The sequence below is a fragment of the Flavobacterium shii genome (assembly GCF_025847235.1).
In the GTDB taxonomy this organism is placed as follows: Bacteria; Bacteroidota; Bacteroidia; order Flavobacteriales; family Flavobacteriaceae; genus Flavobacterium; species Flavobacterium shii.
Window position 1 is genome coordinate 17,163 of sequence record NZ_JAOZEW010000034.1, and the last position, 19,766, is coordinate 36,928.

21 protein-coding genes are annotated in these 19,766 nt (G+C 33.4%); 8 read left to right on the forward strand and 13 right to left on the reverse strand.

What is annotated here, in order from left to right; translation table 11 throughout:
- Nucleotides 1-76: 76 nt before the first annotated feature.
- The 3 genes from OIU83_RS22225 to hemB form a co-directional block, all read right to left on the reverse strand.
- The gene (locus OIU83_RS22225) at nucleotides 77-553 is read right to left on the reverse strand and encodes a methylated-DNA--[protein]-cysteine S-methyltransferase (protein WP_264208467.1); all 477 of its coding nucleotides are present in this window, start codon (nucleotides 551-553) and stop codon (nucleotides 77-79) included.
- A 681-nt stretch (nucleotides 554-1,234) separates the two neighbouring features.
- Nucleotides 1,235-1,633, reverse strand: a complete 399-nt coding sequence (locus OIU83_RS22230; RefSeq protein ID WP_264208468.1) for a c-type cytochrome — start codon at nucleotides 1,631-1,633, stop codon at nucleotides 1,235-1,237.
- Between the two features lie 20 nt (nucleotides 1,634-1,653).
- Nucleotides 1,654-2,646 (reverse strand): porphobilinogen synthase, encoded by a 993-nt coding sequence (gene hemB, locus OIU83_RS22235; protein WP_264208469.1) that lies wholly within the window; start codon nucleotides 2,644-2,646, stop codon nucleotides 1,654-1,656.
- A 230-nt stretch (nucleotides 2,647-2,876) separates the two neighbouring features.
- Between hemB and OIU83_RS22240 the strand changes: the two genes are divergently transcribed.
- Both OIU83_RS22240 and OIU83_RS22245 read left to right on the forward strand, forming a co-directional pair.
- Entirely contained in the window at nucleotides 2,877-3,509 is a 633-nt protein-coding gene (locus tag OIU83_RS22240; RefSeq protein ID WP_264208470.1) for a hypothetical protein, read from the forward strand.
- A 4-nt stretch (nucleotides 3,510-3,513) separates the two neighbouring features.
- The gene (locus tag OIU83_RS22245) at nucleotides 3,514-5,286 is read left to right on the forward strand and encodes a hypothetical protein (protein ID WP_264208471.1); all 1,773 of its coding nucleotides are present in this window, start codon (nucleotides 3,514-3,516) and stop codon (nucleotides 5,284-5,286) included.
- A gap of 78 nt (nucleotides 5,287-5,364) precedes the next feature.
- Here the strand turns inward: OIU83_RS22245 and OIU83_RS22250 are convergent, their stop codons facing one another.
- From OIU83_RS22250 to hemA, 10 genes are all read right to left on the reverse strand, one after another.
- Nucleotides 5,365-6,252 (reverse strand): fructose bisphosphate aldolase, encoded by an 888-nt coding sequence (locus tag OIU83_RS22250; protein WP_264208485.1) that lies wholly within the window; start codon nucleotides 6,250-6,252, stop codon nucleotides 5,365-5,367.
- Nucleotides 6,253-6,322: 70 nt separating this feature from the next.
- Nucleotides 6,323-7,264, reverse strand: coding sequence for a DUF4421 domain-containing protein (locus OIU83_RS22255; RefSeq protein WP_264208472.1), 942 nt, complete (start codon nucleotides 7,262-7,264; stop codon nucleotides 6,323-6,325).
- Between the two features lie 117 nt (nucleotides 7,265-7,381).
- A complete protein-coding gene (hemF, locus tag OIU83_RS22260; RefSeq protein ID WP_264208473.1) occupies nucleotides 7,382-8,284 on the reverse strand; it encodes an oxygen-dependent coproporphyrinogen oxidase in 903 nt (300 codons plus the stop codon).
- On the reverse strand, nucleotides 8,265-8,825 hold the full coding sequence (locus OIU83_RS22265; protein WP_264208474.1) for a GNAT family N-acetyltransferase: 561 nt from the start codon (nucleotides 8,823-8,825) through the stop codon (nucleotides 8,265-8,267). Before OIU83_RS22265 ends, hemF begins: the two co-directional genes overlap by 20 nt.
- A 10-nt stretch (nucleotides 8,826-8,835) precedes the next feature.
- The gene (locus OIU83_RS22270) at nucleotides 8,836-9,210 is read right to left on the reverse strand and encodes a hypothetical protein (protein ID WP_264208475.1); all 375 of its coding nucleotides are present in this window, start codon (nucleotides 9,208-9,210) and stop codon (nucleotides 8,836-8,838) included.
- 110 nt (nucleotides 9,211-9,320) lie between these two features.
- Nucleotides 9,321-9,872 (reverse strand): transposase, encoded by a 552-nt coding sequence (locus OIU83_RS22275; protein WP_264208476.1) that lies wholly within the window; start codon nucleotides 9,870-9,872, stop codon nucleotides 9,321-9,323.
- Nucleotides 9,873-10,016: 144 nt separating this feature from the next.
- Entirely contained in the window at nucleotides 10,017-11,042 is a 1,026-nt protein-coding gene (hemE, locus tag OIU83_RS22280; RefSeq protein ID WP_039118433.1) for a uroporphyrinogen decarboxylase, read from the reverse strand.
- A gap of 114 nt (nucleotides 11,043-11,156) precedes the next feature.
- The gene (locus OIU83_RS22285; protein WP_264208477.1) at nucleotides 11,157-11,831 is read right to left on the reverse strand and encodes a uroporphyrinogen-III synthase; all 675 of its coding nucleotides are present in this window, start codon (nucleotides 11,829-11,831) and stop codon (nucleotides 11,157-11,159) included.
- Complete coding sequence (hemC, locus tag OIU83_RS22290; RefSeq protein WP_264208478.1) at nucleotides 11,831-12,796, reverse strand: hydroxymethylbilane synthase; 966 nt, start codon at nucleotides 12,794-12,796, stop codon at nucleotides 11,831-11,833. The genes OIU83_RS22285 and hemC overlap by 1 nt, the downstream gene beginning before the upstream one ends.
- A 10-nt stretch (nucleotides 12,797-12,806) precedes the next feature.
- Nucleotides 12,807-14,078 (reverse strand): glutamyl-tRNA reductase, encoded by a 1,272-nt coding sequence (hemA, locus tag OIU83_RS22295; protein WP_264208479.1) that lies wholly within the window; start codon nucleotides 14,076-14,078, stop codon nucleotides 12,807-12,809.
- 228 nt (nucleotides 14,079-14,306) lie between these two features.
- Here hemA and OIU83_RS22300 point away from each other — a divergent pair, with 228 nt between their 5' ends.
- From OIU83_RS22300 to OIU83_RS22325, 6 genes are all read left to right on the forward strand, one after another.
- A complete protein-coding gene (locus OIU83_RS22300; protein WP_264208480.1) occupies nucleotides 14,307-15,179 on the forward strand; it encodes a helix-turn-helix domain-containing protein in 873 nt (290 codons plus the stop codon).
- Nucleotides 15,179-15,604 carry an FEKKY domain-containing protein gene (locus tag OIU83_RS22305; RefSeq protein ID WP_264208481.1) on the forward strand — a complete coding sequence of 142 codons (426 nt, stop codon included), beginning with the start codon at nucleotides 15,179-15,181 and terminating at the stop codon, nucleotides 15,602-15,604. The genes OIU83_RS22300 and OIU83_RS22305 overlap by 1 nt, the downstream gene beginning before the upstream one ends.
- Nucleotides 15,605-15,708: 104 nt before the next feature.
- Nucleotides 15,709-16,734, forward strand: a complete 1,026-nt coding sequence (gene hemH, locus OIU83_RS22310; RefSeq protein WP_264208482.1) for a ferrochelatase — start codon at nucleotides 15,709-15,711, stop codon at nucleotides 16,732-16,734.
- A 49-nt stretch (nucleotides 16,735-16,783) separates the two neighbouring features.
- Nucleotides 16,784-17,332 carry a CopD family protein gene (locus OIU83_RS22315; protein ID WP_264208483.1) on the forward strand — a complete coding sequence of 183 codons (549 nt, stop codon included), beginning with the start codon at nucleotides 16,784-16,786 and terminating at the stop codon, nucleotides 17,330-17,332.
- A gap of 150 nt (nucleotides 17,333-17,482) precedes the next feature.
- Nucleotides 17,483-18,898, forward strand: coding sequence for an ATP-binding protein (locus tag OIU83_RS22320; protein WP_264208486.1), 1,416 nt, complete (start codon nucleotides 17,483-17,485; stop codon nucleotides 18,896-18,898).
- Nucleotides 18,899-18,909: 11 nt separating this feature from the next.
- Nucleotides 18,910-19,692 carry an enoyl-CoA hydratase/isomerase family protein gene (locus OIU83_RS22325; protein WP_264208484.1) on the forward strand — a complete coding sequence of 261 codons (783 nt, stop codon included), beginning with the start codon at nucleotides 18,910-18,912 and terminating at the stop codon, nucleotides 19,690-19,692.
- The last annotated feature ends 74 nt before the right edge of the window (nucleotides 19,693-19,766 follow it).

A 19,766-nucleotide genomic window follows, 5' to 3' on the forward strand; every position in this document is an offset into this window, starting at 1 on the left:
CTCGCTAATTCATCACCTGTATAAATGTAGTTAAATTTTGACACTTTCAAAATTAAGGAAATTAATCTTGGGAAAATCAAAACAGGCTTTGTTGTTTTAGAGGATTTTCATGATCTAACAGCCATTTTTTTCGCCATAATCCGCCAGCATATCCTGTTAATGAACCATCGGTTCCTATTACTCGATGGCATGGAACAACTATCCAAAGTGGATTTTTACCATTGGCCGATGCTACGGCACGAATTGCTTTGACATCTCCTAGTTTTTTTGATAGTTCTAAATAACTCATGGTTTTACCAAAAGGAATCTCAAGTAATCCTTTCCAAACTCTTTGCTGAAAATCTGTTCCTTTAGGGTTTAGCTTAAAATCGAAATCGGTTCTTTTGCCTAAAAAGTAATCCTTTAGTTGCGAAACAGCTTCTTGCAACTCTGTTGCAATTATATCCGAAACCGCATTATCACCGGCGTTAGCAACAGTAATCTCTGAGATTCCGTTTTCGTCACCAACAATTTTGGTGATTCCTAAAGGCGAATTAATGTATGCTGTTTCCATGTTATAAAAGTAAAAAAAATAACGGTAAAGATTTGCGATTCTTTTCGAGCTTTCATTGTAACCTTTGCCAATGTTTTGAATTTCTACAAAAGCTTACTTTAGGTGATTAACATCAATCAACTATTGTTTAGCCACTTATAAATACTTCTACACTTCTCTCAGAAGGACAAGCTTGCGGTGAATTTCACGCTATAAACATTGCCAACGGTTTCAACCGTTGGTGCGCAATGCATTATTATAATCGGCATCCCAAGGTTGAAACCGTGGGCAATGTCTAAAATATGATAAAACTTAAGAAATTAGAGTTTTTTTAGCACATGAAATCTGCTTTCTTGCCCCCTTAGTTTTGAACTTTGAAAAGGTCTCCTTTATTGTGGAAATTCTTCGACTCCACTCAGAAGGACAAAATTGCGGTAAATGTCACGCAGATTTTACAATCGGAATCTTTACGCAACCTTTGTCAAAGTTCAAAACTTTGACAAAGATCTCCTTTATTGTGGAGATTCTTCGACTACGCTCAGAAAAACAAAGTTGTGGTTTTAAAAACCTTGCAGGTATAAAAAAACCACTCGTAAATACGAATGGTTTTAGTTTTTTAGCTCCGATAGAAGCGGCATCCTTTATGTTTTTCTTAAAAACATAAGATATAGCGTCCCGAAGTTTCGGGAGCAGGATTAGCTCCTACTTTAAAAAGCTATAAAAATAGGCTTCGAGCGCTTTTAGTTCTTCGTCGGACATGGCTTGTGTTACAGGAAAATTGGTTTTCATGACTTCAAACTGGCTTGGGTCGACTATTGGTTCGCCTTTTCCTTTAAGGAATGTAACGATATCTCCGTTTTTCTCTTTGTAAATTTTGGCAATTTCTTTAATGCTTGGACCAATAACTTTTTGGTCTACCTGATGGCAAGCAAAACAGTTCCCTTGTCCCTCAAAAATTGCTTTTCCTAATTCTTCTGGCGTTTTAGCTGCTGAAGTAGCAGTTTCTTCGCTTGGCATTCCGGAATTATCGATTGTTGTTTTCTCTTCTTTTTTACAAGAAATGAACGCAAGTATTGCAAATGCAAGTATTATTTTTTTCATGCTTTATGTATTTCAATCTTTTACTTATTTAAAATCACTGAAGCCTCTTTAGCAAAATAAGTCGTGATAATACTGGCTCCTGCTCTCTTAATGCAATGTAGTTGCTCTATCATGACTTTGTCGTGATCTAACCATCCTCTTTCGGCTGCGGCCTTTACCATAGCGTATTCTCCCGAAACTTGGTATACTGCAACTGGTACATGAACGGCATCTTTTATCTCGCGAACGATATCTAGATAAGCAATTCCTGGTTTTACCATAACGATATCTGCCCCTTCCTCAACATCTAGTAATGCTTCACGGATTCCTTCGATACGGTTAGCATAATCCATTTGGTATGTTTTTTTGTCCTTTGGAACTTCTTGCATATTTACTGGAGCAGAATCTAATGCATCACGGAATGGCCCGTAGAATGCCGAAGCATACTTAGCACTATAACTCATGATTCCTACATTGTGGTGTCCGCTTTCTTCTAATGCTTTACGGATTGCAAGAACGCGTCCGTCCATCATATCGCTTGGCGCAACAAAATCGGCTCCTGCATCGGCATGGCTTAAACTCATACGAGTTAATGCATCTACCGTTGCATCGTTTATAATTTGTCCGTTTTCTATAATTCCGTCATGTCCGTAAATAGAGAATGGGTCTAGTGCTACATCTGGCATTACAATCATTTCTGGAACTGCATCTTTTATTGCACGAATGGCTTGCTGCATTAATCCATCTTTGTTCCAAGCTTCTACCCCTTTGTTGTCTTTAAGGTTTTCGCTCACTTTTACATAAAGATTAACTGCTTTTATCCCTAATGCCCAAGCTTCTTTTACTTCTTTTATGGTATTGTCTAATGAATGACGGTAGATTCCCGGCATGGACGGAATGGCGACTTTTACATCTTTTCCTTCGGCAATAAACATAGGAAGCATAAAATCATTTGGACTTAGTGTAGTTTCACGAACTAAAGAGCGAATAGATTCATTAGTTCTTAAACGGCGGTTTCTTTGTAGTGGGAACATAAATGTTTTTTATAAATTTTTAAGAAGTATGCTAATGCAAAAAAAGTATTAACATTCGTTTTAAAGTTGAAATTAAAATTGTGTCGCAAAGTTAAAGAAAAATCAACAGAATAAGGCTTTTAGCATCCTTTAGAATGCGTTAATATTATCTAAAATTTAATGCCTTTAAAATATTTTTGATAGCCTTCTTATATCATGGTTATTCAAATATTTAGATTTAAATTTGCTAAATGAAGAAAATTCTCGCTTTATGCTGCTGTTTGCTCTTGACAGGATGTTTTGAGATAACAGAACGAATCAAACACCATGACGATCAAAGTGGCGAATACACACTTATGGTTGATTTTTCGAAATCGTGGTTCAAAACTAAATCGGCTATTTGGCTGGAAGAAGTCGATGGTGTAAAAATCCCAAATGAACAGGAAATCACTAAGAAACTAGCTGATTTTAAAGCGAAAGCTTTAAAAATAGACGGAATTACGAACGTAAGTACTAAAACTGATTTTGAAAATTATATTTTCATTATTAAGCTCGATTATGCGAATTTAAATGCATTGAATGAAGTTGTTAACAGTATAAATAATAAAACTAATCAAATACACTTTAGCAGCAATAATAAGACTTTCGAAAGGATTGCGTCCTACCCTATTCCTGAAAATCTGATAAAAGATCCAAAGAAAAAGCAGGATTTAGAACAAGCTAATATTATATCTATTTACACTTTTGACCGTGATATTGCCGCAACAGATAATCCCAATAGTAAAATCTCAAAAAACAAAAAGACGGTTTTTTTAAAACAAAATATGTATAGTGTACTTAAAAAATCATCTTTAATGAATAATACAATCCAATTAATTCCCTAGTACTATGAAACAGTTTTTTACCTATTTAATTCTTCTAGCAACCTTACTGGCCAATGGTCAAACCAACATAAAGCCATATGATTATATTGTTCAATTCAATGGTGATCAACTATCCAAAAAAGTAAACATTATGGATGTATTGAACCATCCTTTAATCAGGAAATACAAAGAAGATCAGCCAGATTTTAACATCAATCAATATGCAACTCTTTTTAAATTAGACCAAAAAATAAGCGTTCACGGAAATTTCACCGATAGTATCCCCTATTATCAAGTTACAATTCCTGTTAAGAACAGAAATGACATTACTCAATTCATGCAAAAACTGCATGCAAAAAAAGATACAGATTCTCTTCCAACAGCTACAATCGAGAACTTTCCTTTATATTCCCTATTAACTGCCGCAGATAAAAGAAGTTCTATGGCATGGAATGATAACTATCTTGTAATTGTAGGATTTACCAAAAAATACAGTTCTAATTTATATACTCCTCAGGAAGAAATCTCTGTTGGAGAAACACCGGTTGATGTAACTACTCCTTATGGTTCAGAGAAAACCATAGACACCACTACAATTGCTACCGATAATTATTATACTGAATATGAGCATGGACGAACAACTTTTGACAGTTTGCAAACCATACAACGAAATGAGTTTATCAAATCTCTTTTTGAAAAAGGATTCACCGCTCCCTCATCTGAAAAGATAAATACTGCCGCAGATATTTCTTCTTGGATTAATTACAATTCTGCAATGTCTTCTTTTTATGACACTTATAGCAGCCTATCACAATTTACTATTTATAATAAATTCTTACCCACGCAAAAGAACTTAGGGAATTTTATAAAGGGCATCAATCTTGATTTTTATTTTGATAATGGTAATGCTCGCGTTGAAGAAGTTATTGAATATTCTAAACCTATAGCCGATATTATAGGCAAGATAACCAACCGCAAAATCAATAAAAACATTTTTAATTATTTTCCAGATAAGAAACCTTTAGGTTATATGACTTATCATCTTAATACCAAAGAAGCCTTAAAAAATATTCCGTCTTTAACCGCAGAGATTTTAAACAATAGCGCACTCATAAAAGACGACATAACCATCATTACCGATTTAATTTCGACTTTGGTTGATGAAGATGCCACAGCGACTCTTTTTGATGGTGATTTAAGCCTATTCTTAAATAATATTACCAAACGTGAGATAACAACCAAATCATTTGAATATGATGAGAACTACGAGCAAATAGAAGTTGAGAAAAAAGAAAAGAAATCAATTCCGCTTTTTTCAATGGTATTTACCTCAACACATCCAACATTTGGCGACAAGCTTATACAGTTAGGAATTCGTAAAAAGATGTTGGTACAAAAAGGAAACTATTATGAGATCACAGGAACTAAAGGGGAATATGGTGACTTATTTATCATAAAAGATAATGATGTTGTAGTAATAGCAAATAGCCATGATTACTTTAACTCTAACAATGGGTCATTTATTAAAGAAGTAAAAAAGGAATTAAAGCAAAATTACTTTTTAGCAAAACTAAATATTCCTGAAATATCTAATGCTTATAGCCATACTACGGTAACAAAAACTGCTGATATTAAAAAAATCGATCAATTTGCAACACAGTTTAGTGATGTTACACTTCAATCTTCAAAAAAACTGATTGATAATAAATTGACATTCGAATTGAAATTAAATTCATTGAAATCGAATAAAAACATCATTCTGCAAACACTTGATTTTATTGAAGAACTTCGCAAATAATAGAATTTTGATTAAATTATACAAAAAGAGAGACGCACCATGCAAACTCTCTTTTTTTATAATCCTATTTTTTCAATCTTATGTAATAGAAGCTGCATATATCGCTGCAATTGCCTTACTTAGTTTACTATTAAACTCATCATCAGACTGACCTGCCGTAAGTCCCTCAGATAATGCACGTGAAAAACTTGCAATCAATCCGTGGTTTTGTGACAGTTTCTGATTGGCTTCCTCCCTGGAGTATCCGCCGGATAACGCCACAACTCGCACAATATGTGGATCTGACATTAGCTCACTATAAAAGTTATTCACCGTTGGGATCGAGAGTTTTAGCATCACTTTCACATCTTTATCTAGTAAACTAAGTGCTTTTATAATTTCTTCTTTTAGAATATCTTCCGCCTTTTCTTTATCGGCGCTATAAATATCGACCTCTGGCTCAATAATAGGGATAAGTCCTTTTTCTACGATTTGCATACCTACTGCAAATTGCTGCCCAACTACTTCGCGAATTCCTATGACATTTGCTTCTTTAATAACGGAACGCATCTTAGTCCCAAAAACATTTCGCTCTACAGCTCGTGTTAACAATTCATCTAGATTGGAAATAGGCTTCATCAATTGCACTCCATTTACAAAATCTGCAAGTCCTTTATCGACTTTTAAAAAAGGAACTATATTTTTTTTCTCCCATAAATAGTCGGCAGTCCATTGCCCTTCGATCTTGCGATCCATTGTATTTTCAAACAAAATAGCACCCAAAATATACTCACTATCAAACGCAGGACTCTTAATAATACGAGTTCTCATTTCATGTACAATTCTATACATTTCTTCATCATTTGTATAACTACTTTCTGGCACACCATATTGTGTTAATGCCTTTGGCGTACTCCCTCCACTTTGATCTAATGCAGCAATAAATCCTTTTCCAGAATGCATACGGTTTAATTGTGCCATATTCATATGTACATTTCTCTTTTCCATACTATTTTATTTTAGATTGTAAACAGAAGATTTTAGATTAATTTAAATATTACAAGCCTATTATATGATCTGCTTTTTCATAAACCTCTTTTACTTTCTTTGGAGGATTAAATCGATACCCAAGACTAAACTTTATTGTTGATACATTATCGTTTAAGCGGGCTTCGGCTTTATCATTCTGCATAAAACTGATTGTATTTAAACTAGCAAAAGCAAAAAAACGATCTCTATTATATGCTAACTTTAAATTAAAATCTAATTGATATAGGGCAGAAACGTCTCCATCAATATCAATTATTCCAGTTCCAAAAGCAATTCCGGCTCCAATTAAAACACGGTCACTAATCACAAAGTTATAAAAATAAGAGGGTGCTAACGAAAAAACATAAATATCAGCATTAGAAGAATCTGGAGTATTATTTAAATTAAGATTAGTATAATAAAATGAAAAACTTGGGATAAAACTTCCTGAACTCTTCATTTGCCATTCGTTTTGATTGACTAATGTTTTATAAGAGAAATTATCATTGAAAATATACGAAGTGGATCCGCCAATCTTTGTTGTGCGCATTTTTGGTAAAAACACACTTACATCGTCATCGCTTATATAGAACCCCTTCTGATTTATAAAAGTAAAAGACTGCATCCATTTTTTATGGTAAAAATGGGTATTAAGACTAAATAATTGAGAGTCTGAGTTGTCTTTGTTTACGCTAAAAAACTTTGGTGCGAAACCTAAGCTTATGTCTATAAATTGGTAACTCAAGCCTAACCCTAATTGTTCTTTACGATTTGGATTAAGATCTACATATTTCTTTTGTCCATCAGAGTCAAAACCAATCTGAAAACTATTTGAAGTATCTAAATAATAAATACTAGTGGTTATTTTATCATCATAAGATTTAAAATAAGGATTCTGAAGCGAATCCTTTTGAGCAAAACACCCAAAAATGCTTCCCAAAAACACTATATAAATCAATTTTAAATTCATTCCTTATATTTCTCTACAAGTTTGTAGCTAATTTACGAATTTTAAATTTCCTGATAAATATATATTACCCCAATAATACTCGACGAAATCTATAAATATAGTGTCTTGATAGAACCATTAAACCCAATTAACTGGATTTTCTAACGCATTTATTAATTTTTCTTCATCGCTTCCTACTTCGGGATGATGATCATAAACCCATTGTACGTGAGGTGGCAAACTCATTAAGATACTCTCGATTCGGCCATTAGTTTTTAAACCAAATAAAGTCCCTTTATCATGAACTAGGTTAAACTCGACATAACGACCACGACGAATTTCTTGCCATGTTCTTTGTTCCTCTGTATATAACAGAATTTTTCTTCTTTCGACAATTGGAACGTAGGCTTCTAAGAAACTATTCCCTACTTCGGTAACAAAATTGTACCAATCCTGCATGCTCATTTCGTCTGTCGCTTTGCAATAATCAAAGAACAATCCTCCTATTCCGCGGGCTTCATTACGATGTGCATTCCAAAAATAAGTGTCGCATTGTTTTTTATATTTTGGATAAAACTCTGGATTATGTTTATCACAAGCTGTTTTACAAATCTGATGAAAATGCTTAGCATCTTTTTCAAACAAATAATAAGGCGTTAAATCCTGACCTCCGCCAAACCATTGCTGAATTACATTTCCTTCATCATCATACATTTCAAAATAGCGCCAATTGGCATGAACTGTTGGAACCATTGGGCTTCTTGGATGTAAAACCAAGCTTAGTCCACAAGCAAAGAAATCAGCTTCACCTACATTAAACATTTTTTGCATGGCTTCTGGTAATTTCCCATGAACTGCCGATATATTAACGCCGCCTTTTTCAAAAACTGCTCCGTTCTCGATTACACGTGTTCTTCCTCCTCCGCCTTCTGGGCGCTCCCAAATATCTTCACGGAATTTGGCTTGACCATCAACCGCTTCTAATCCTGAAACGATTGTATCCTGAAGGCTTTGTATATATTTATAAAATTGTTCTTTCATTTGAATTGTAATCTAATTTAAGTAAGCCAAAATAAACGACATTTTCTAATATGCCGTCTCCATCTTTAAATTCATCTCGCAGAATTCCTTCTTGTTGAAAGTTGTGTTTTAACGCAATACGCTGACTCGCTAAATTAATTTGTGAAGTACAAATAAAGACCTTGTTCATCGAGAGTTCATTAAAACAAAAATCTAGTGTTTGTGAAACAAGTCCTGAAATTATTCCTTTTCCCTGAAAATCTTCATCGATAAAATAGCCTAATTCACACTTTGAGATACGATTATCAATGCTTTTCACGCATAAATACCCAATTAAATCACCTGTTTCGATATTACGGGCATAAAAGTGATACCCTTCTTTATTCTTTTCTTTATCAGAACTAAAGGCTATAAATTTTTGTGCGCTTTCTAAATCCAAGCAATGAGATAATGTTACCGGAAAGGTTTTCTCGATATGTTTTTTATTCTTATCAATTAATTTATAAAATTCTTCTGGAAGAACATTCTCAATTCTTTCTAATTTCCAATTAATAAGACTCATAAAGTTTGTTTTATTTTCTAGCGGCTGCTATTTTACTAATGATTCCAAATGAAAAAGTCTTACTTTCTTGCTGAACATATTCATAAATAGCAATTGCTTTTCCTGAAAAATTATAATTTTCAACAACAGAAAATTTAACTAGAAAATCTCCAAATTGCTCTAATTGATTCCAGTCTAAATGACATCGAAGCAAGAGTGTGATTAAATCTTTTTCTTCAAGATTTTCCATACTCTCAACACTTAAGCCAAAACTTTTAAGCTCATCATCTATAAGACTGATATCTTCGATATTCCAAAATTTAGGCAAGAATCCAATAGACATTAATACTTTAAGGACATTGTCTATTCGGGTGCTTTCTTCGTCTCGTAATCCTTTGTTTAGCATGTTTTTCTTGTTTCCTACAAAGTTTTAAAAACCTTGTAGGTATTACTTTTAATTAAATTCATCCAAAACTTTCCTCATCATTGACTTCTTTGAAAACAGGTAGAAATCATCTACTCAAAAGTATACATTTCTGTTAAAATATCATTCTTTTGATTATGACGAAAAACGAAATTCTCAATACCTCCAAACAAACTTAAAACTTCTTCTCTTTCTATTTTAGTTTCCAAATTAGAAATAATTGCTTGATATGAAGAAAACCTGTAGTCAACAAAATTTAAATCAAAATGATGTTTAGGATTCAAATTGACATAAACAATCAATTGTTTCAAATAATTCTCATTATCCAACTTTATCCTTTTAAAATGCTTTTCAAAAAGGCTTCCTGTTCTATTTGTTTGCTTATTAAATGCTTTAACATAGGAATTAAAAAAATTAGAAAATGCCTGTGTTACTTGTTTTTCTTCTTCAATAACCTGAATAACTAAATGAAAATGATTATTCATTAAGCAATATGCTAATATCGAAACTTTAGCTGACAAATGATCTGATAACTTCCTTAAAAAGAAGCTTTTGTTCTCATCATTTTTAAAAATAAAAGTACTATTAATCCCTCTATTGTAGATATGATAATAGCAATCTCTTTCCAAAACCTCCAGCTTCATTTTTTATATTATTGGTTTTCAACCTGCAAGGTTTTTAAAACCTTGTAGGTTTGTCCAACATAAGCAGCTAAATCATTTTACACCTACAAGGTTTTAAAAACCTTGCAGGAGAAAAAACTGCGACTGAGTACTATAACCTAAACTCTAGTTCCCGTATTCTTTAACCGCGTCAATAAATGCTTTAGCGTGATCTACAGGAACATTTGGTAAAATTCCGTGACCTAAATTTACAATATATTTGTCTTTTCCGAACTCATCAATCATTTGGTGTACCATTTTTTTAATGGTTGGAATTGGAGAAAATAATCTTGATGGATCAAAATTTCCTTGTAATGTAATGTTTCCTCCAGATAAGTAACGAGCGTTTCTTGCCGAACAAGTCCAGTCAACTCCTAATGCCGAAGCACGACTTTGACCCATTTCGCCTAAAGCAAACCAACATCCTTTTCCGAAAACAATTACCGGAGCATGATCGGCCAAAGCTTCAACAATCTGGTTCATGTATTTCCATGAAAATTCCTGATAATCAACAGGCGAAAGCATTCCACCCCAAGAATCAAAAATCTGAACGGCATCAACTCCCGCTTTTACCTTTTCTTTTAAGTATAATATGGTTGTATCTGTGATTTTTTGTAACAATGTGTGTGCTGCTGCTGGATTTGAAAAACAAAATCCTTTGGCAGTATCAAAACTTTTTGAACCTTTACCTTCTACAGCATAACAAAAAATTGTCCAAGGAGAACCTGCAAAACCAATCAAAGGCACCTCATCATTAAGCATTTCCTTTGTTAGTTTAATCGCGTCCATTACGTAACCAAGGCTTTCCTGAATGTCCGGAATATAAACTCTCTGAACATCTTGCATGGTACGAATAGGATTTGGCAAAAACGGACCAAAATTCTCTTTCATCAATACTTCGATCCCCATTGCTTGAGGAACTACTAAGATATCCGAGAATAAAATAGCTGCATCCGGAGCAATACGGCGAATTGGCTGTACAGTGATTTCTGCAGCTAATTCTGGCGTTTGACAACGAGTGAAAAAATCATATTTATCACGTAAAGCAATAAATTCCGGCAAATATCTTCCTGCCTGACGCATCATCCAAACTGGCGGACGTTGAACAGTTTCTCCTTTAAGTGCTTTTAAAAATAGGTCGTTTTTTAACATTGTTTTTATTTGCTTTGGGCTTTAAGCTTTAGGCTTTAGCCATTTTGTTTGTCTATAATTTTTGCTTCCGGTTTAATACCAAGCGTTTTTTTGTCTTTTTTTTGCTTTTATAGCTTAAAGCTTATTGCTATACTCTGCTATTACATCTTCAAGCACATCTTCAACAGTTGGTTGATCGGCGATAATGATGTTTTTTGTTATTTTTTCTAAAGCTTCTGCGGTGGTTTCTCCAATACAAAAGCATTTTTCATTCTTAATAGTATTCTCTTCCAAATAACTTTCAACACCAGACGGACTAAAAAATAAAATTCCTTCAGCTGTAGTTTTAATTTTCTGAGGTGTTAAGGACGTTTCGTAAACCTGAATTTCATTCAATTTTACACTAGCATCTTTTAAAGCTTTTGGCAATGTTTCTCTTCGAAGATTTCCACTAAAAAATGTATAACTTTCATTGGAATAAATCAAAGTAATTATTTCGGCTAAGTCTGCAGCATAACCAGTATAAGCCACAACATTAAATCCACTTTCTGATAATAGAATTTTTGTTTTTAAACCTACACAAAAAACATTTTTACTTTTTAATTCTTCAGATTTTGGATCAGCTAGAATACTATGAACTGCATTTTGACTCGTAAAAATCAAATTTTCATTGATATCCTGAATCTTAAAAGGTTTATTTTGGGTTTCAATGAAATTTGCTTCGATTACATCAATATTTGCCTTTTGCAATTCTTGTCTCTGAATGTTCGAAAGTACTTTCGTAGATACTATTTGAATTGATTTTGCCATTATTTTTTTAGTGATTCTTTAATAGTTTTCATTAATTCTGCACCACCATTCCCAAGAATTTCCTGTGCCATATTAAAACCTAATTTTTTCCATTCTTCAATTGGAACAATCTTATCGATTTCCATTTTTACTTTTCCATCCAATGAGAATAAAGCACCTTGAAAATGAAGTGTGTCTTCTTCTTCATCATATTGAACCAAAGCACCTATTGGCGCAGTACAACCACCTTCTAATGTTCTTAAAAACTGACGTTCGATATAAGTAACAATTTCTGTTTCAATATCATTAAGTTGGGTTAGAGCATCCAATGCAAAATTGTCGTTTTCCATTGCTACAACAACCATTGCACCTTGAGCCGGTGCCGGAATCATCCAATCCAGATTAATATAGTTTTCTGGTTTTAAATTGATTCTTTCTAGTCCTGCTGCTGCAAAAACGGCTCCGCTCCAATCACTATCATTTAATTTTTGCATACGCGTATTAACGTTTCCACGTAAATCGACTACATTATGATTTGGGTATTTGTTTAACCATTGTGCCTGGCGACGTAAACTTCCGGTTGCAATAATACCAGACCCATTTAAGAAATCTAGATTGCCTTTATGAACCAAAATATCTAATGAATTGGCTCTTTCCAGAACAGCAGCCTGAACAATTCCTTTTGGCAAAGCCGTAGGAACATCTTTCATAGAATGCACTGCAATATCTATTTCGCCATTAATCATGGCAATATCTAGTGTTTTGGTAAAGATTCCTGTGATTCCGAGTTCGTAAAGAGGTTTATCAAGTAATATATCACCTTGCGATTTAACAGCAATAATTTTGGTTTTATATCCTAAATCGTTTAGTTTTTTCTCGACCGTATGCGCTTGCCAAAGAGCCAATTCGCTATCGCGAGTTCCTATTCTTATAATTTTACTCCCCCTAACCCCCGAAGGGGGAAGTGGTGTTGAATCGTTTTTCATTGCGTTCTTTTTATACATTTCCCCCTTTGGGGGCTAGGGGGATAATTTTAAATACTTTTTCAATCCATTCGATGCTTTCATCTACCATAGTATCATCATCTTTTAGGTGATTGGCAAAATGAGTTGTAATCTTTTGAATGATTCTTGCGCTGATAATTTCGGCTTGTTCCTCATTAAAACCAGCTATTTTTTTACTTTGGAAATCCAATTCTGAATTTTTTATCGCATTCAGTTTTTCTTTTAAAGCATTAATAGTTGGCGCAAATTTTCTCCCTTTGGTCCAGGTTACAAATTCTTCCTTAATTTCTTCAATGATACCTTCGGCAGCAGGGATGTGTTTCTTACGATTCTCTAATGTTTCATCTGTAAGTTGAGACAAATAATCCATGTGGATTAATGTAACACCTTCCAATTCTTCTACATTTTCATTAACATTTTTAGGAATCGATAAATCCAGAATCAATAAAGGCTTTTTAAGATTTAGGATTGCTTTATCAACTGTAGGGTTTTGTGCGCCCGTTGCCACAACAACAACATCGGCCTTTTGTAGTTCAAGATGTAGCTCTGAATAATCTTTTACAATCAGGTTTAATTTTCCAGCTAGTTTTTCGGCTTTATCCTTAGTACGGTTTATCAAAGTGATATGCTCGTTTTTAGTATGTTTTACTAAATTCTCACAGGTATTTCTTCCAATTTTTCCTGTACCAAATAACAAAATATTTTTGTTACCGATATCTTCAACGTTTTTTATAATATATTGAACCGAAGCGAAAGATACTGAAGTAGCACCTGAACTTATTTCGGTTTCATTTTTGATTTTTTTACTAGCCTGAATCACTGCATTTACTAATCTTTCGATAAAAGTATTGGCTAAACCAAAGGATTTTGATTGTGTAAAGCTAGTTTTTATTTGAGCAATAATCTCAAAATCACCTAGAATCTGACTGTCTAAACCAGTTCCTACACGGAAAAGATGATTGATTGCTTCTTGATTTTTATATACGAAACCAACTTTTTGAAATTCTTCAATAGAACCATTACTGTTTTCGCAAATTAATTTTATAAGCTGAAAAGGATGTTCGGCAAAACCATATATTTCTGTACGGTTACATGTAGATGTGACAATTAAACTTTCAATTCCTTCATTCTTGGCTTGTTCCAATAGGCGCGTTTTCGCAACTGCGTCTAAACTAAACTTACCTCTAATCGCAGCATCGGCCTTTTTATAGCTCAGTCCAACTGAATAAAAATAGTGATGTTTCGATACGTTATTATTTTCCATAAATACCCTTATCATAAAAGTGCAACAAAATTATCATTATAGTATTTATAAAAGTAACGCTCAAAGTACTTTTTGTGTCGCTGTGTGTTTTTTTAATTCTAATTGGTTGTAATTCTGCAAAAAACGTTATTTTTGCAGCAAAATCAAGTCATTTGAATCGTTTTATTTAGAGCTATTCTAAATAAGATACCGAACTAACTTTCATTTTTAGCAAAAAAAAATATCGCTATGAGTTCTCAAGAAATTATAAAAATTGAAGACGACTTTACGCTTATTCGTTTTCAGAATGACAGCACCGAGGTATTCAATGCCCAGCGAGAAATCGGTAGTGGCCTGATACAGTTTCACTTTGGTATAAAAGGAAAAGCAAAATTCCTATTCAATCAAGGCAATTATGCATTGGAATTGAAAGAGGAAAAATCGCTTCTTTTATACAATCCTCAAAAAGAATTACCTCTTCATTTAGAGCTCGCACCGAATTCTTGGGTTATATCGGTAATCATTTCGATTAAGAAATTTCATGCATTATTCTCAACCGAAGCCGATTACATCACTTTTTTAAGTGCCGATAATAAAGATAAGAAATATTATAACGAAGGAAATATTAGTCCATCGATGGCAATAGTTCTTAGTCAGCTATTTCATTATAACTTACATCCCTCTATAAAAAACCTATATTATAAAGGCAAAGGATATGAGTTATTGAGTTTATACTTTAATAGAACCGAAGACCCAAATGCCGAACAATGTCCGTTTTTAATAGATGAAGACAACGTTTTAAAAATACGAAAGGCCAAAGAAATCATTATCGCTAATATGGCTGAACCACCAGGTTTACAGGAATTGGCAGATGAAATTGGTTTGAATTTGAAGAAACTAAAAATGGGTTTCAAGCAAATTTATGGTGATACTGTTTACGGCTTTCTATTCGACTATAAAATGGATTATGCCCGAAAATTACTCGACAGCGGGTCTTATAACGTAAACGAAGTAGGCTTAAAAATAGGATATAGCACTGGAAGTCATTTTATTGCAGCTTTTAAAAAGAAATTTGCAACAACTCCAAAAAAATATTTGATGTCGATTAATACAAATGTTTAATGATGAAAAGAATCATTTTTCTAATATTAATTGTTTGTTTGAGTTGTAAATCAAAAGAAATCTCATTAATAAATGAATATAAAAATCAGGCATTACATGATATTAAAACAGATAGTGTAAAAATATTTACTTACGGTTTGCTTTTCATTTATCCCGATTCACTTAAAGCAAAAAAACAATTGCTAAAACAAAATAAAATGAATAGTATTTATAAAAAATATGGTTTATTTAAACAGAATCAAGGTTGCGTTATAGGGGACAAGAAAATGAATAAGGCGATTAAAGAGTATCATAAAATAACTGATGTTTACCTCGAAAAGAGAAACAGCAAGGATTGGAAAGAGAAAATGCAAAAAGAATTAGACAGCATAATCAAAAATTCTCTTAATATCAATTTTCTATATCAAAACATAAATAAAAAATAATATTTATCATATTTCTAAAAAGTAACATTACATACTTTTGACAAAAATTTAAACGAACAAATGCTTAAAGCCTAAAGCTTAAAGCCTAAAGCAATAAAATTATAATGAAAGGCGTATTATTAGTAAATCTGGGTTCACCCGAAAGCCCAACCCCAAAAGATGTAAAACCATATTTAGATGAATTTTTAATGGATAAATACGTGATTGACGTTCCGTATTTATTGAGAGCATTATTAGTTCGTGGAATCATCTTAAGAAAAAGGCCAGAAGAATCGGCACATGCTTACGCAAAGATTTGGTGGGATCAAGGTTCCCCTCTAGTAGTCCTCTCTGAAAGAATGCATAAAAAAGTACAACCATTGGTTGATATTCCTGTTTCATTGGCTATGCGTTATGGCAGCATGACAATCGAAAAAGGACTTCAGGAGTTACACGATAAAGGCGTTACCGAAGTATTACTTTTCCCTTTGTATCCGCAATACGCAATGGCGTCGACTTTAACAATTTTGGTTAAAGCCGAAGAAATTCGTAAAAAGAAATTTCCTAACATGAAATTTACCGATGTACCTGCATTTTACAATAAACCAGATTACATTAAAAACTTGGCCGATTCTATAAAAAAACACTTAACAGGTTTTGATTACGACCAACTTGTCTTTTCTTATCACGGAATCCCAGAACGTCATGTTCGTAAAACCGACAAAACTAAGTCGCATAAAAAATTTGTAACCGACGTAATGTGTTGCGAAGTTGGTACTCCCGAGGCTGAATTTTGCTATAGAACTCATTGCTATGAAACAACCCGTTTAATTGTAGAGCAATTAGGAATCCCTAAAGAAAAATATTGTGTTACTTTTCAATCAAGATTGGCAGGAGACAAATGGTTAGAACCTTATACCGATATTGAAATTAACAATATGCCTGCAAAAGGAATTAAGAGAATTGCTGTTGTAACTCCTGCATTTGTTACCGATTGTTTAGAAACACTTGAAGAAATTGCAATGCGTGCCAAAGAAGATTTTCAAGAAAATGGTGGCGAAGATTTCTTAGCAATTCCTTGTTTAAATGATGATGACGAATGGTGTATAACGGTAAGTAACTGGATTAAAGATTGGGCTTCGGTTAAATAAAACAATTAAAATGGACACAACTTGTGTCCAAAACTATTAAATCTAACTAATGGAATATTACAACTACCTGAAATCACTTCATCTCATCTTTGTAATCACTTGGTTTGCCGGACTGTTTTATATCGTTCGATTATTTGTTTATCAAATCGAAGCCAACGATAAACCATCGCCAGAGAAAGAAATTTTGCAAAAGCAATACAAGATAATGACGTATCGATTGTGGTATATTATCACTTGGCCATCAGCTGTTTTGGCAAGTATATTTGCTTTCTGGATGCTATTTTTTACCGATTTAGGAAAATTGTGGTTGCAAATGCCTTGGATGCACGTAAAACTTTGCTTCGTTTTTTTATTATATTTATATCATGGGAAATGCCATCAAATATTCAAGCAATTACAAAATGACGAAGTAAAACATACTAACAATTTCATGCGTTTGTGGAATGAAGGTGCAACAATAATCCTTTTTTCTGTGGTGTTTCTAGTTGTTTTAAAAAATGCAGTCAATTGGATTTATGGTGTAATCGGGATTATATTGTTTTCGGTTTTAATCATGTTGGGTTTTCAATTTTATAAACGTCTTCGTGAGAAAAAATAATTATAAATTGTTAATGCTGAATTATTAATGATAAATTTAAAACCTAGCACTGGTAATTCATAATTAACAACTTACAATTCATAATTTAAAAACATGCTTAACAACTTCAAAATGTCGATGCTTTCGTTGCGCGTAAGGATATTCCTTTCGATGATTGTATTGATTGTTGTTGCTTCTGTTTTATTAGCTTCGATTTCGATTATTCAGTTTAAGAATGAGGCCAAAGAATACCATCAAGAGCGTTTGGAACGCAAAGAAAATGCTGTAAAAGAACATATCAACTATGTTTTATCTACTACAACTTATCCTTTAAAAACAGCCAACTTAGATCTAATTTTTAAAGATAAAATCCATGAATTGGCTCAAATTCATAATATCGAAATCAACATTTACAGCCTTAAAGGAGAGCTCTTAAAATCATCCAAAGAGTCTTTTGCTGTTGATAAAGTTGCTCCACCAATCCCAGAATACATTTTAAAACTAGTTCGTTCATCAATAGAAAAACGCTTTGTAGATATAAAAACTCAAGATGGAGTAAAAAACCGTTCCTCTTATAGTTTAATAAAAGATGAGAAATTCAAACCGCTTGGTATTTTGAATTTGCCATATATTGAAGATGATGGTTATTATGAAAATGAGTTAAATACTTTTTTAATTCGTTTAGGTCAGGTGTATTCCTTTATGCTTATTGTAGCATTTGCTTTGGCTTATTTCTTATCAACGTATATCACCAAATCATTAAAAACCATTTCGGATAAACTGAGTGAAACTAATCTGAATCAAAAGAACGAAATGATTGTTCTTGAAGCCAGCAGCAAGGAGATTAACTTCCTAATCAAGTCTTACAACGGAATGGTGGAAAAACTCGAGAAAAGTGCCATAAAACTGGCTCAAAGCGAACGTGAGGAAGCTTGGCGCGAAATGGCAAAGCAAGTTGCACACGAAATTAAAAATCCGCTTACGCCAATGCGTTTGACGGTACAGAGTTTCCAAAGAAAATTTGACCCGGCAGCACCAGATGTTAAACAAAAACTGAATGATTACTCCGAAACGTTAATTCAGCAAATAGATACTATGAGTGCAGTAGCTTCAGCCTTTTCTAATTTTGCTTCGATGCCTGCCCAACAAAATGAAACACTTAATGTGGTTGAAGTAGTCGAACTTTCGCTGGATATCTTTAATGAGGAGTATCTAGTTTTTCAAAGTGAAGAGGAAGAGATTATTTCAAAAATGGATCGAACGCAACTAATCCGAATTATTACCAATTTGGTTAAAAATGCTACACAAGCGATTCCTGAACACCAACATCACAAATCGATTCTGGTTACTGTAAAAAGACAAGGCGACAATGTAGAGATAACAGTAAAAGACAATGGAATAGGAATACAAAAGCAGGATATCGAAAGGGTTTTCGAACCAAAATTCACTACTAAAAATAGCGGAATGGGTCTTGGACTTGGAATTATAAAAAACATCATCGAAAATTATAAAGGAACAATTACCTTTGAAACAGAATACGGAAAAGGAACCACATTTACGGTTACATTACCAATTACAAACTCATAAAAAACAGTATCATGAACTACGAAAATATATTAATCTCGATCGAAGAGAAAATTGCAACTATTACAATTAATCGTCCTACGAAGCTTAATGCTTTGAACAAAACAACGATTAATGATTTGCAAAAAGCTTTTAAATTATTGGCCAAAAACAATGACGTTCGTGTGATTGTTTTAACTGGAAGCGGTGAAAAAGCATTTGTAGCTGGAGCTGATATTTCGGAATTTGCAAATTATTCCATCGAAGAAGGAACAGCATTGGCTGCAGAGGGTCAAGAGAAATTATTTGATTTTATCGAAAATTTAAAGAAACCGGTTATTGCTGCCGTTAATGGTTTTGCTCTTGGTGGTGGATTAGAATTGGCGATGGCTTGTCATTTCCGAATTGCATCTGATAATGCAAAAATGGGATTACCAGAAGTTTCTCTAGGGCTTATTCCTGGATACGGTGGAACACAACGTTTACCTCAACTTGTAGGTAAAGGTCGTGCAATGGAAATGATTATGACAGCAGGAATGATTAATGCAGAAGAAGCGAAACAATATGGATTGGTAAATCATGTAGTTCCTCAAAATGAGCTTATTGCTTATTGCAACACTATTGCAGAGAAGATAATCAAAAATGCTCCATACGCCATTTCTAAAGCGATTAAAGCTATAAACACCAATTATAAAGATGGTAAAAATGGTTTTGAAACTGAGATAAAATCTTTTGGAAAATGCTTCGGAACTAAAGATTTCATCGAAGGAACCACAGCATTCTTAGAAAAAAGAAAAGCTGTATTTACAGGAAAATAGTTTTCTATTTAACCGCAAAGAGTGCAAAGTTTTACGCAAAGTTCACAAAGCTTTCTTTAAATTTTCCTAGCGCT

Excerpts from the sequence above, each read along its gene's own strand:
- hemB (WP_264208469.1), bottom strand. The coding sequence starts at position 2,646 with ATGTTCCCACTACAAAGAAACCGCCGTTTAAGAACTAATGAATCTATT.
- hemA (WP_264208479.1), bottom strand. The coding sequence starts at position 14,078 with ATGGAAAATAATAACGTATCGAAACATCACTATTTTTATTCAGTTGGA.
- OIU83_RS22320 (WP_264208486.1), top strand. The coding sequence starts at position 17,483 with ATGATTGTATTGATTGTTGTTGCTTCTGTTTTATTAGCTTCGATTTCG.
- OIU83_RS22315 (WP_264208483.1), top strand. The coding sequence starts at position 16,784 with ATGGAATATTACAACTACCTGAAATCACTTCATCTCATCTTTGTAATC.
- OIU83_RS22230 (WP_264208468.1), bottom strand. The coding sequence starts at position 1,633 with ATGAAAAAAATAATACTTGCATTTGCAATACTTGCGTTCATTTCTTGT.
- OIU83_RS22325 (WP_264208484.1), top strand. The coding sequence starts at position 18,910 with ATGAACTACGAAAATATATTAATCTCGATCGAAGAGAAAATTGCAACT.
- hemE (WP_039118433.1), bottom strand. The coding sequence starts at position 11,042 with ATGTTAAAAAACGACCTATTTTTAAAAGCACTTAAAGGAGAAACTGTT.
- OIU83_RS22240 (WP_264208470.1), top strand. The coding sequence starts at position 2,877 with ATGAAGAAAATTCTCGCTTTATGCTGCTGTTTGCTCTTGACAGGATGT.
- OIU83_RS22250 (WP_264208485.1), bottom strand. The coding sequence starts at position 6,252 with ATGAATATGGCACAATTAAACCGTATGCATTCTGGAAAAGGATTTATT.
- OIU83_RS22300 (WP_264208480.1), top strand. The coding sequence starts at position 14,307 with ATGAGTTCTCAAGAAATTATAAAAATTGAAGACGACTTTACGCTTATT.
- hemH (WP_264208482.1), top strand. The coding sequence starts at position 15,709 with ATGAAAGGCGTATTATTAGTAAATCTGGGTTCACCCGAAAGCCCAACC.
- OIU83_RS22255 (WP_264208472.1), bottom strand. The coding sequence starts at position 7,264 with ATGAATTTAAAATTGATTTATATAGTGTTTTTGGGAAGCATTTTTGGG.
- OIU83_RS22225 (WP_264208467.1), bottom strand. The coding sequence starts at position 553 with ATGGAAACAGCATACATTAATTCGCCTTTAGGAATCACCAAAATTGTT.
- OIU83_RS22275 (WP_264208476.1), bottom strand. The coding sequence starts at position 9,872 with ATGAAGCTGGAGGTTTTGGAAAGAGATTGCTATTATCATATCTACAAT.
- OIU83_RS22305 (WP_264208481.1), top strand. The coding sequence starts at position 15,179 with ATGATGAAAAGAATCATTTTTCTAATATTAATTGTTTGTTTGAGTTGT.
- hemF (WP_264208473.1), bottom strand. The coding sequence starts at position 8,284 with ATGAAAGAACAATTTTATAAATATATACAAAGCCTTCAGGATACAATC.
- OIU83_RS22265 (WP_264208474.1), bottom strand. The coding sequence starts at position 8,825 with ATGAGTCTTATTAATTGGAAATTAGAAAGAATTGAGAATGTTCTTCCA.
- OIU83_RS22270 (WP_264208475.1), bottom strand. The coding sequence starts at position 9,210 with ATGCTAAACAAAGGATTACGAGACGAAGAAAGCACCCGAATAGACAAT.
- hemC (WP_264208478.1), bottom strand. The coding sequence starts at position 12,796 with ATGAAAAACGATTCAACACCACTTCCCCCTTCGGGGGTTAGGGGGAGT.
- OIU83_RS22285 (WP_264208477.1), bottom strand. The coding sequence starts at position 11,831 with ATGGCAAAATCAATTCAAATAGTATCTACGAAAGTACTTTCGAACATT.
- OIU83_RS22245 (WP_264208471.1), top strand. The coding sequence starts at position 3,514 with ATGAAACAGTTTTTTACCTATTTAATTCTTCTAGCAACCTTACTGGCC.